This is a genomic window from Herbaspirillum sp. 1130, assembly GCF_017833835.1.
In the GTDB taxonomy this organism is placed as follows: Bacteria; Pseudomonadota; Gammaproteobacteria; order Burkholderiales; family Burkholderiaceae_D; genus Herbaspirillum; species Herbaspirillum huttiense.
This window is the reverse complement of the sequence record NZ_JAFICQ010000001.1, coordinates 1682336-1693463: the sequence shown is the minus strand read 5'-3', so window position 1 is coordinate 1693463 and position 11128 is coordinate 1682336. Positions and strand designations below refer to the sequence as shown.

General features: G+C 59.4%; 13 protein-coding genes. All 13 read right to left on the bottom strand.

Annotation, left to right across the window (positions count from 1 at the left end; all coding sequences use genetic code 11):
• Window positions 1–14: 14 nt before the first annotated feature.
• Window positions 15–197, bottom strand: a complete 183-nt coding sequence (locus tag JOD78_RS07480; protein ID WP_209570772.1) for a hypothetical protein — start codon at window positions 195–197, stop codon at window positions 15–17.
• A 10-nt stretch (window positions 198–207) separates the two neighbouring features.
• On the bottom strand, window positions 208–1356 hold the full coding sequence (locus tag JOD78_RS07475) for a hypothetical protein (protein WP_209570771.1): 1149 nt from the start codon (window positions 1354–1356) through the stop codon (window positions 208–210).
• A gap of 107 nt (window positions 1357–1463) precedes the next feature.
• Window positions 1464–2054, bottom strand: a complete 591-nt coding sequence (locus JOD78_RS07470; RefSeq protein WP_209570770.1) for a putative phage tail protein — start codon at window positions 2052–2054, stop codon at window positions 1464–1466.
• A 1-nt stretch (window position 2055) separates the two neighbouring features.
• Window positions 2056–3123, bottom strand: coding sequence for a baseplate J/gp47 family protein (locus tag JOD78_RS07465; RefSeq protein ID WP_209570769.1), 1068 nt, complete (start codon window positions 3121–3123; stop codon window positions 2056–2058).
• Entirely contained in the window at window positions 3116–3577 is a 462-nt protein-coding gene (locus JOD78_RS07460; RefSeq protein WP_209570768.1) for a phage GP46 family protein, read from the bottom strand. Before JOD78_RS07460 ends, JOD78_RS07465 begins: the two co-directional genes overlap by 8 nt.
• Window positions 3574–4122: a phage baseplate assembly protein V gene (locus tag JOD78_RS07455; protein ID WP_209570767.1), complete on the bottom strand. Its 549-nt coding sequence runs from the start codon at window positions 4120–4122 to the stop codon at window positions 3574–3576. Before JOD78_RS07455 ends, JOD78_RS07460 begins: the two co-directional genes overlap by 4 nt.
• Entirely contained in the window at window positions 4112–5290 is a 1179-nt protein-coding gene (locus JOD78_RS07450; RefSeq protein WP_209570766.1) for a phage baseplate assembly protein, read from the bottom strand. Before JOD78_RS07450 ends, JOD78_RS07455 begins: the two co-directional genes overlap by 11 nt.
• Entirely contained in the window at window positions 5283–6545 is a 1263-nt protein-coding gene (locus JOD78_RS07445) for a DNA circularization N-terminal domain-containing protein (RefSeq protein ID WP_209570765.1), read from the bottom strand. Before JOD78_RS07445 ends, JOD78_RS07450 begins: the two co-directional genes overlap by 8 nt.
• Window positions 6546–6601: 56 nt before the next feature.
• The gene (locus tag JOD78_RS07440) at window positions 6602–6844 is read right to left on the bottom strand and encodes a hypothetical protein (RefSeq protein ID WP_209570764.1); all 243 of its coding nucleotides are present in this window, start codon (window positions 6842–6844) and stop codon (window positions 6602–6604) included.
• Between the two features lie 285 nt (window positions 6845–7129).
• Window positions 7130–8020 carry a hypothetical protein gene (locus JOD78_RS07435; RefSeq protein ID WP_209570763.1) on the bottom strand — a complete coding sequence of 297 codons (891 nt, stop codon included), beginning with the start codon at window positions 8018–8020 and terminating at the stop codon, window positions 7130–7132.
• Between the two features lie 43 nt (window positions 8021–8063).
• Window positions 8064–10322 carry a phage tail tape measure protein gene (locus tag JOD78_RS07430; protein ID WP_209570762.1) on the bottom strand — a complete coding sequence of 753 codons (2259 nt, stop codon included), beginning with the start codon at window positions 10320–10322 and terminating at the stop codon, window positions 8064–8066.
• Between the two features lie 109 nt (window positions 10323–10431).
• Window positions 10432–10764 (bottom strand): hypothetical protein, encoded by a 333-nt coding sequence (locus tag JOD78_RS07425; protein WP_209570761.1) that lies wholly within the window; start codon window positions 10762–10764, stop codon window positions 10432–10434.
• A gap of 2 nt (window positions 10765–10766) precedes the next feature.
• Window positions 10767–11117 (bottom strand): phage tail tube protein, encoded by a 351-nt coding sequence (locus JOD78_RS07420; RefSeq protein WP_209570760.1) that lies wholly within the window; start codon window positions 11115–11117, stop codon window positions 10767–10769.
• Window positions 11118–11128 lie beyond the last annotated feature (11 nt).

Here is an 11128-nt window from a genome sequence, read left to right as displayed (position 1 = left end):
GGGACTGTTGCGCCCTAGTTGGGCGAGGGGAGGTCGGACCTTACCGCTGCCGGCAGAGAATTCCAGTAGTGGACATAACGATCATCAGAGGTTTCGACCTCTCCCTGGTTTGGATAGAAGTTTGGGTCTTGAGCCGTTGCGAAAAATGCGACGATCTCGGCAGCCGTTTCATCGGCGAACTGGACATGAACTTTCATGGTGCGGCCCTTAGAACGAATATCCGCAGATATTCAGGATGGCGGTCATACTGGAACTGCCGGAGACAGTGGCTCCGTAGTACAGCGTCCGATTTGTGATGATCGGCATGTCGAAGAATGGAGGCTGGACGTTATATAAGCCTGATGCGTTCACTGCTTGAAGGGCCAGTGGCGAACACGCTACAGACGCACCTGCGCTGTCTGCGGAGTTCGAAGCGAGAACTTGAAAGTCACCCGTAACGCTGACCGCATTGAGCGGAACAGCGGATGCAATCGATATGGGCGTAATGGATGGGGCGGGAACGCTCGTCGTAAGTACGGTTTTCCTGGTGATACTGATGTTCCGCGCGCGCTGATAACCTGCGACAAGCTTGCCATTTGCATCCGTGGGCCAGACGCTGCATAGCGCAGTGACTGTGTAGCCGGAAGGCCGGTTCGCGCCCCCGTATACTTCTGGCACCTTAGAGGAACTGGCATTTTGCCAAAAGACTCCCGACTCGCTCGTGATGGGGTTGTATGCGGCATATAGAGCGAGGAAGCCGTTTGCGGGTGGTGCTCCGGCATCCATGCCGCCAATACCCACGGTTGCAAGATTGAAAGCTGCATTGAAGTTGCCGAGGTTGTAATGTGCACCACCAATTGCTGCAGCGAGCACAATCTCATCTGCAGCGAAGCTGCCAGTAGTGCTCCCCGCACCGATATTCATCCAGGCGTTCCTTACCGTGCCAGTGATGTTGGGCGAGGAGGGTGGGACGCCATTGCAAGACTGTAGAACCCAGGCTCCGACATTCCCATCTGCATTCGGGGAGTATGAGAGCGTCGCGATGCTACCGGCCAGCAGCTCCCCTCCCTTGAGGGGGCGCATGTCGATGCTAAGAATTTTCTTCGCGGTGAGACCATCAGGTGCATATGTGCTTGCGCCGGTGTTGCTCCGGGCGATTACGATCCGCTGCTCACGGCCGCGACCGAGCGTTTCAGTCGTCAGAGGAATTGTGTTGGCCCCGGCATAGGTGTTAGCAGCGGTGCCGACGTCGTCAAGAATCACCTGCTTCTGGATGAGAGCACGGATCCCATTCAAGAGCTGATTTACATCGCCTTCTGCATTGACCTGGCCAACTGCCACCTGCACTGCCAAGATCGAATCGACCAGTTCGTTCATGAAAGCGGCATCGTCGACCGACGCCGGCCGGAGCCCAGGTATTCCGCTCGTAAATTTTCCGTTGTAGAGACCGAGCTCGCTTGCCCGACTTTTGGGGTAGTCCATCGTTATCCCTCGTAATTAAAGATGACCGTGGTGTGGGCTGGCTTCAGTTTCAACACGCGGCACTCCAACGCACCGTTGCTGCTCTGCATGAACAGGCCGGCGAAGCGATCCGAGAATCTCCTGGGGATGTAGCCGTCTCCGGGGACACTCATCTGCCAGACGTTGCGCCACTGGATCCCGTAGAAGCGGGTTCCGAGTCGGCTTCCGAAGCGGCGAACTTGGAATTCCTCGACGGTCGCACCAGGGCGGCCCATCGCTGCCGCAATCGATATGAAATACTCGGCGCTGGCTCCGCCGGTGCTGACAAGCTTGGAAGTGACAGCGGCGCGCCGTTCGAAAACGGTGGCCTCTGCAGTGGTGCATTCATCGGGGAGGCCTGTGAAGGTTTCCCAGTCGCCGAGCAAGATGCTCGCGCTGCGCGAATCGAGTTCTCGTGCAATGGCGTTGAGCAAGGACTCCACGCGGGGAGCTGCGGCAGACAGTCCCCGCACCAGGCGCATGAGTACCGATGTTCGCTTGCGGGGCCACGCGAGGCCGGTGGGCATGAACTGCGCATGCGCCTGGGTGTATTCATCTTGGCTTCTGGTTTCCATCTCAGGCGGTCCACTGTGGCGTGCCCATCACCAGCACTTCGTTCGCCGCGCACTGAATATCCGCAGTCGGTGAAATCAGCGTGTGATCTGTCTCCCCATCAGCCAGGGAGATCTCTTCATTGATATGAGAAATAAGAAGCTTCCCACCGAGATCCCTCTCCCGGGTGATGAGGTCGTTGAGTTGAACGAGCACTGCATTCCTGACCGCAGGTGTGTTGGGCACGACCCGGATCGTCGGAGCGAAATACTTCGGCGTCGGCGCATACACCCCGACCGAGGCCGCGACCGGCTTGCGGCTCGGGTCCTGGATATAGGCGAGGGCCTGGGCCACCAAGCCAGAGGAGGGGATGATGCTGTCAGCGTTGTTCTCACAGATGAAGAAGACCTGCACGGTATCGAGCCCATCCAGGCCACTGCGCACCCACACTTTGGTAGCGCCAACGCCCGATTCCTTGATCCACGTGACATAGTCATCGGCATTCCCGCCATGGGCAGGCTTCTGAACACGTGCAAGGAAACGAGCCCAGAGGCTGTCGATAGACTCCTGTTCCCGGCCACCGGTCAAACCGTCGCTGCCCACGAGACCGTCAGCCGTTACCCCTTCAACGGTGGTCAGCAAGGTCAGCCTGGAGCTTGCTGCGAGGTTGCCGGCGGCGCCGGCAGTCACCGCTTTGACTTGGACCAACACGGATCCGCCAGATGCGATGCCGGCAACCACGACGGCGTATTCGAGCCCTGCATCAGATTGCATCCTCTGATCGACATCGATTCCCTTCCCATCCGCTGCAGGGAACGTAACCATGCCTGTCGCAGACACTGGTGGCTCCTGGTAGATGCCCCAGATCTCCGCCCACTGGCGCAGCAAGAAGCCCTTGCTCCAAGGTAGGCACTGCTTGAGGAAATTCCGGATAAAGCCATACATGCCATGCGTGAAGCCTGCCATGACGCGTGCGAGCACGTTCAGATTCCGGCGCCGGATGGTGGCATCGGTACCAGGGAGTTCGCCCTGGATATCGCTCTCGGCATCCGTGATGAGTTTGCGGAGCGAGGGAATATCGAAGTCAGCCATAGGTGTTTTCCCACAATCTTTGGAATTGGAGGCGCAAGGTGCTTCCGTCAGGGCGCGTGATTCTGACTTCCAGCAGGCGAACGCCCATTCTCGGGTTGGTTGCTGTGATCTCCAGGCCTTCTGCGATCCCATCGTCGACCAGCCATTGCAAGGCTTCTGCCGCGTATCGCTCGTCTGTGCGGAGCACGGACTTCAGCTGCTTGGCTGCAGCGTTTAGCCAGAGGCGGGAGCCGATCTTGTCACCCTCTACGGTTGGGAACAGGTCACCCCAGAAGCCTCGGCGGTCTGTGCTGGTCTCATCGGGTAAAACGTCATCCACCTTGGCCTCAGCATCGGTGAACAGGGACATGACCACAGCGGTGACCAGGCCATCGTCATCCTGGAGCAGCACGCCGTCGAGGGCGTAGTCCGCCCCGGTCGTAAAGTCGACGAAGACTGTCGCGATATCGCTCATGACAGCCCCTGCGTGGGTGGATTGCTCTCGGCGTTGGTCCCATTGACATGGTGCGTATGGTCAAGCTGGTGCTGGCGCAGCTGGTCGACCGTGACGCTGTTCCCCAGGCTCAGGTCCGTGATCGTGCCCGTGGATTTCACCTCGGGCGAATTGAGAATCACCTTCTTGCTGGCATTGAGGACGAATGTCTCCGTCGTGACCTCGACGATTCTGCCGCGCTTCATATGGATGGAGTCGCCTTCGTCCGTGTACATGGCCACCTCGCCGGCCTGCAAAGCGATAGCCACGCGACGGTCATCCATGCAAAGCACGACGGCCGCATCGCGTACGCCGCCGATCGCGATGAGAATGCCTTCGGCCCCGGCCTGGGGCGCGGAGCGGAAGCCATACTGTTGGAACAGCTCGACTCCATCGCGGGGCTCGTTTTCAAGGGCCTTCACCTGCATGAGCGCATTGCTGCTGCGGACCGTGAGAACGGCACGACTTGCAAGAAGGCGAATCTTTCGTTCGAGCGGGCTTAGGAGACGGCGCAACTCATCGATCATGGTTCCCTCCGATGTACGTGCCGGTCTCGAAGGTTACGATCTCGCCCACCGCGTCCTTATCCTTCTTCGCGCGGTGCCGCGCTTCTCTCTTGTTCACCTCCATGCCGTTGGCACCGGTGGCGCGGCGGCCGAGGCGCGTGGCCTTCACCCCGGCGATGATTTCGAAGGCCGACGGGTGCGCGAACTGCAGCTCCGTGACCTTTCCTCGACGCTCGTCGAGGAAGAAGTCCGGCTTCACGACGAGGAGGTTCTCGCTGATGTCCAATGCGGGGTATTGGACATTGACCAGCATGTTCGGGCGCCATACCTTCCCGGCATCGTTGCGCCAGCCTTGCACGATGAATCGACCACGCGTGCCACGGCCGCGCCGGATATTGCGCTCCCATTCCGCGCGCGCCTGAAAGTTGACCCCCTTTCCATGCTGCTCTGAAATCACCACGAGGGGCCTGTAGCGAGTGATGGCCGTGTCGACGGCAAAAGCGGATCCGTGCGCGACTGCCGCGCCGAACTCACTGTCGTTGCCCTTGCCCTGGCCCTTGACGATGATCTTGCTGTATCGCTCTTTCCAAGAGGTGATGACAGACCCGTATTTGATGCGGTGAACACCCTGGGTGAGATTAGCGACTGCAGCGCCCGTTGAGGCACGGGTGAGGATCAGGCGTCCGGTGCCATCGGTCGTGAGCAAAACGCCTCGCATCCGCGCGGCCCGGTCGAGCGTTTCAAAGGCTCGCTCGCCTTCCTCGATGTTGAAGCTTGGGAATGGGTCACCGACGTCGACGTCCACCACCACGGGAATGTTGAAGGGACTGGCGACGTCGCGGGCGATGCGATCGAGCTTTGCATTGTTCCATTGGCCCGAGCGGTAGATTGCCGAGCAGTCAATCAGATCTGCGGTGGTGTCTCTGCCAGTGACATTGATGCCGTAGTCCTCATCGGTGACGAAAGGCTCTGCATCATCCACGAAGCCCTGCATCACCGTCTCGCCCTCGATCCGTAAGGAGAATGCATCACCCGCGTAGATGCGGCGTCGGTCGACCTTCTCCGACCAGCGGCTGGCCACGTGAAGGCTGAAGCGGCTGGATGACTGCTCCAGGCCGGTCTGCACGGCGGCGCTCTTCCAACCGCCGTACACGGCGCTGCGTATGATCAGCTCGATACCATCAGACACGGCGCACCTCTAGAGGTACAGACGCCGGCAGGAAGAGCGGGTGGATCAGCTCTGCGCTCGCCTGGTTGCGCTCAACCAGTTCGTCGCCATAGACAACGTCACGATACAGACGATAGGAGAGGACCGACGCAGGCATCGATGCGGTCAGGGTGGTAGCCACCAGGGTGGCCAGATCGGCACCACGATCGGTGATGTCCTGCACCATGGCAGCACGAACGTCCAGCAGCGGACGGTAGACGGTATCCGATGCAGCAAGGATCTGCTCTTCCAAGGCCGCATAAAGGGTGTCGCGCATCTCGACTGCGTCATCCATGCTGGAGAAGACCTCAAACGTGGATGCACGGGTCGCTTCAATGACTGCGGCGCGGGCCAGGAGAGTGAAAACCGCCGCCTGGTTGGCAGCTTGCTGGGCGCGCACGGGAGTCGTCGCCGCGATCGTTGGGCGGGTCGACCCATACGACGTGAAGCCCAGGAGTTGGTTGATAGGCCGCCGCACAGCTGACGATTCGCCGAATACCGACTGCTGGGCTGCAGAGAAATCGAACAGGTTGACGATCCCGCGCACCAGCGAGCCCAACTCCGTCGCCAAGGCGTTTGGCGTGGCCAGAAGGCCGACCAGGTTCGATTTGAACTGTTCTCCGGCCAGGACGAGCGATGATAGTCCCGTGAGGTTGAAACTGATCTGCTGGCGCAGGCTGGCAATTTTGTCCGCGGCGGCGTTGATCTCGCTGGTGATGGAATCGATCGACCAGCCGGGCATCCCCTCGGTGCTGAAGTTGTCTGCGAAATCTGATTCAAGGGATGCGTAGGCCGCATCACAGGCGGCGTCGACGGCGAGCTGTGTATCGACCTGGGAGAGAAGTTCGTCTTCGTCGTTGTCTTCGATGAACTTCAGGGAGAAGCTGACCATGCCGCGCTGCTCGATGAACTGTTCGCGCAGGCGCGTCTTGTCCACCAGCTTGACGTCGAGGTAGCCGAAGGTTGGATGCACCAGAGTGCCGGCACCAGGCTGCAGCAACGCCTTGATCAGCTTGTTTCGGCCATTGAGGTATTCGTCGCCGATGATGAAGCCATCGACGATGATCTCGGTCGTGTCCTGGCCGAGATCTTCACCGAATGGGCGGCGGAAAGGAAAGCGGTGCACGACGACCGAGCGGCCCACGGCGACTTCCGCAGCCTTCACCTTAAAGGGAATGCCACGGAAGGAAGCAGGCTGAAGAATTTCTCGGAAGTCCACGGGGATCTCGACATGCACGATGAAGTGGTGTCGAGTTTCCCCGTTCCGTCAATGCACGGGCAGGGGGGGCTGTGTTAGCCGCTGAGCGCCAGTTGAGTCAGGTCACTGTCAGCCTTCTCAAGCTTCTCCACCAACATCCCTAGGAGAATGCCGGAGCCGTGCTCCACGTTATCTTGGCTGCGCCTGAGCAGGATGGCCAGGCTGTCGAGAGCGATGTGGACCTCGGCAATCTGGCCTCGAAGGTCGGAGAGAATTTTTATAGAAACGGGGATCGAATCGGCAGGCGATGGCCTGCCAGATGCTGGGGTAGCTGGCATGGTTGCTCCTTGTTGAGGCTCATGGCACCCGTTTCTACGCGGGTGGGCGGGATGGTAGAAAACCGTAACAAGCCGGCCGACGTTTTTCCCCTTTCGGGTCTTGTATGTGCCGCCGCATCCCGCCCGTTGATCAAATCAAGGGACGAAAAAAATACCACGAGCTTTCGGGGTGGCAGGCCGCTTGTTATTCAGGTGTTTTCTACGCACCGGACGCAAATATTATCCCCGATGGGAATGTTTGTCGAGTTTCGCTTTTCCGAAAATGAAATACCGTCATTAATGAAGCTATTCCTTCGAATTTGCTTTTCGATAGTAGGAGGTCCTTTGCGTAAGCAAAATAAACATACGAGCTGCCAGATTCCGGAATCCTGCAAGCGCTGCGTGGGTGAGCCGATCATCATCTCCGTTGATAGCGTGGTTGAGCTTATTGCGCGAAACGAACAGTGCTTGCAACGATTGATGTTCCGCATCTGTAAGAGCGCCCGAAGACTTAAGAATCTGCCATCGTTGCGTCATCGAACGAGGAGCCTGTTGATCAGGAAGGACGGCGTTCCAGAGCTCTCGGGTTGCGCTCGCGATGGCAACAAGGACAACATTCGGGTTGTGCGAGGTAAGGAGTGAGCGCGGCTCCGTATGCTCATCAAATTCCTCGCTCTCGGAGACGATAATTTTTTCGTGCGATGTTGCGGTGCTAGGTGTGCGTTCTGATTGCCCCTTCGACGACAGACGAGCAGCCTCGTCGATTTTTGTCTCTTGCGGAGGCAAATCAGCTGCAGCTTGGGGGAGGTTGCTGTCAGCGCTTAAGGGTGCAGGTTCTGCCTGGTCACGATTCGCAGGACCACCTGGGATAGCCTGCGCTGCTTGTTCCGAATCTAACGCAGCAGCTGCCTCTGCCGTTCTTTCGATGACCTGAACGATATCTATGCTTGTACCACCAGGCAGTACGACGCGCTGGATTTTACGCACGATGTCAGAAATACTTTCTTGGAACATCGTAACGAAAAACACAAATGCTGTTGGCCAGGCAATGGCCTTAGCCATCTCGACAACGAATTCAAGAGTACTAAGTTTCCCCTCGACGCCATTCTTTACAAGAGCGATGGCGACGGCGACCGATGCGACCATCACGACACTGCCGATACATACTGCCAGTAGAAGTGCAATGTTTTTCTTCATTAGAATCCCCCGTTTTTGCAGAATCCTACCACGGCACGGGATCCTAATAGGCCATAAGCGGACCAGTGTCGACGCGCAAGTTCTGGCCTTGGAAAGTCTTGTTCGCCACATACGCTCGGCCCTGGTCATCGATGGCGATCTTGATATCGAGCTGGCCCTGAATGGGATTGCTCTTGATGCTGTCGGCCAATGCCTGGGAGACCTTCTCACCCGAAGGCTCGCTGAACATACTTTGGCCGGCCAGCTCGCCAGCCTTGCTGCCAAGGTAGTTGCCGCCCATGCTGAGCGCGCCGCCGAGCAAGAGACCACCAAGCGTGCCGATGCCAGGGAAGATCATCGTGCCAATGGCCGCACCTGCCGCTGCACCTCCCAAACCACCCAACAAGCCGCCGGCCGCGCTGGTGTAACCGATCTTCTTCTGCTGGCTGGTGAGCTGATCGTTACTGGCGATGCCATAGACGTCCAAGAGGGTCGCTGCGCCTGCCACCGCGGCGTTCGCCTTCATGGCGCCCTTGAAGCCACCAAAGGGAATGCCCCCAGCGCCAACGGCACGGCTGGCGGTGGCCACGCCCGCTGCGGCGCTGGCGTTCCTGCCCAATAGGGCCAGCACGGCCGCCGCAGCGCCTGCGCTTGCCGCCAAGGTAGAGACAGCAATCTTCCCGCCTTCCATCGCCGCCGTCAGCACAGGGTGTTCCTGCGCGGTCTTCGTCAGCCCCTCCCAGTAACGGTCCAAAGCAGGGAGTAGCTTCTGCATCGCCGTATTCTGCGCATTGAGCGTTTCATTCTCCGCTTGCGACCTCTTGAAGCCCGAGCCGCTGCTGATCACCGCGAAGTTCCCCGCCGTGGTGCCGTCGGCGCCCCCGTTCACCGTGGCGTCCACCTGGGTCTTGAAGGAATCGACCTGCTTCTTGTACCCCAAGAACGCGCTGCGCGCCTGTCTGTCCTGCAGCACCTTGCCGATAGCCGTGCCCTCGGCAAGCTGGAGCTGCTTCTCCAGGATCTCGCCCCGCTCACCGGCATTGCTGGTGGTACGCCGGCGCTGCTCCAGCGCCAGGTAGTTCTTGTCCTTGGACATCACCTTGTCGACCAGCATGCTAAAGGCCGTGATGGGATCAATGCCCTGACCGGCCGCCGCCTGCAAGCTGCCGGTCAGATTAATGCCTTGCTTCTTGAAGTCGTTCTGGGTGTCGCTGCTGTTGATTTTGGAGAGCAGGTTCACCACGTTGTTGCCGGCTGCATCGGTACTGCCAGCGGTCGTGATCGCGGCTTGGTTGAGTGCGAGGAGCTGTGCCAGGCCACGCTCGCCTTTCATGCCCAGGGTAGCTGCTTCGGCCATCTGCGCAGGAAGCCACTTGGCCATGTCCTTCAGCTCGAAGCCACCGAGGTTCCCTGACTTGATCGCCATGTCCAGTACCCGCGGCAGATCCTCCGCCTTAAAGCCGAAGTTCTGCATAGAGCGGATACCGATGTCGGCGATCTGGTCAGGCGTCGCACCGGAGGCAGTGGCACCGCGCATGACGGAAGGCAGCATCGTCTTGGCGTCGCCGTCGCTGATAACGCCTGAGCCCAGGATCCGTGACAAGGTCTCGACGCCTTGCTCTCGGGTGCCGCCGCCATAGCGCAGAGCGCTAACGATGGTGGAGTCCAGGTCCCTCTTGCCGGCAATACGCTCGGCCACTGATTTGTCGGCCAGCGCGACGTTGGCCAGATGGCTGAGCTGGGTGTCGTAGTCGACCGCGCGATCGATGTGGGGTTGGACGACCATCTTACCGGCAGCGATCCCGGCGACCACCGCACCAGCGGCACGGCCTGCCGCCTTCACGCCGTCCAGTGCCCGGGATAGTGCCGATGCCTGGTTCTTCGCTTCGTTGAGATCTCGGCCCACCTGCTTGGCACCACTGGTGCGGCCGAGGTCATCCACCTTTACCGACAAGGTAGCAATGTTGCCGGCAAGCTGCTGCACCATGGTGGGCAGCTTGGCCAAGTCCTTGTAGAGGGCTGCGGGGCCGTTGCTGTTTCCCAGCTTGTCGACCTTTGTGGAGAGGGCATCAATTCCACCTGTCAGGCGCTTCACCACATCGGGCAGTTTGGCAAGGCCCTTGTTCAGCGCATCTGGACCGCGGCTGCGGCCCATCTGGTCGACGCGGTTGGTCAGCCGACCGACCGAGGTGTCGACAGCGCCGATGGACTTGGGAAGCTTGTCGAATTCTTTTCCGGTCTTGGCCACGAAGGCCTGAACAGCACGGAAGGCATCGGCGTCATCGGCCTTGATCCGGAGGTAGATGTCTTCCTTGTTGCTCATGATTTCTTCGTGGTCAGGGTATTGATGTAGAAGCGCAGGCGGGGGAGAGGCATCGAGAGTATCTCAGCCTCCGACCAGCCCGTGGCCTTAGCCAGCAGCAGGACAGCCCTTAGTCGGTCTGCTCCACCGCTGGCTCGTCTTCCCCCTTTTCGTTCACTTCGAGGATGGCCTTGCGCAGGATGGCCCAGTCATCGCGGTGCAGCTTGGCAACCATATTGAAGGTGAACGGGCCCTCGTAGTCACCCACGCGCACCAGCTGACGCGCGGCCATATGGGTGTTGAAGTTGAGAGGGGTAGCGGTGCTCGCCTCCATCTCAGCTTCCAGCATGTCCATGGTGCTGGCCTCGCGCACGACGAAGTCCATGTGCTTCGTCTTTTGCTTGCCGATGATCATGCCGTGCTTGAACTGGCGCTGCAGGGTGATCTCGTTGGTATCTTCCATTTTTAAACTTCCTCCACATCACCAAAAAAGGTTGCCTTGACTTCACCTTGCGCGATCACGCGCGCGGTACCGCAGCGCGCGTTACGCATGATGTAGTCCTGGCCGTTGTTGCCTTCGATCACGATGGTGGCGTTGCGCACGGCCTGGATGGTGCGCAGCTTCAGGCCGGCGATGGCAATCATGGTGGTCTCCAGGGATCCGCCCTTCATGACGCCCGAGGTATGGGTATTGCCCTCCTCGTCGACGACCTGCTCGTTGTCTTCACCCCCGACGTCAACCTGCGTGCTGCCCGGCTTGGTCGAATATTTGATGCCATCGATCGTGATCTTCTGGCGCGAGAGAATTTCCGACATTTCTATCTCCT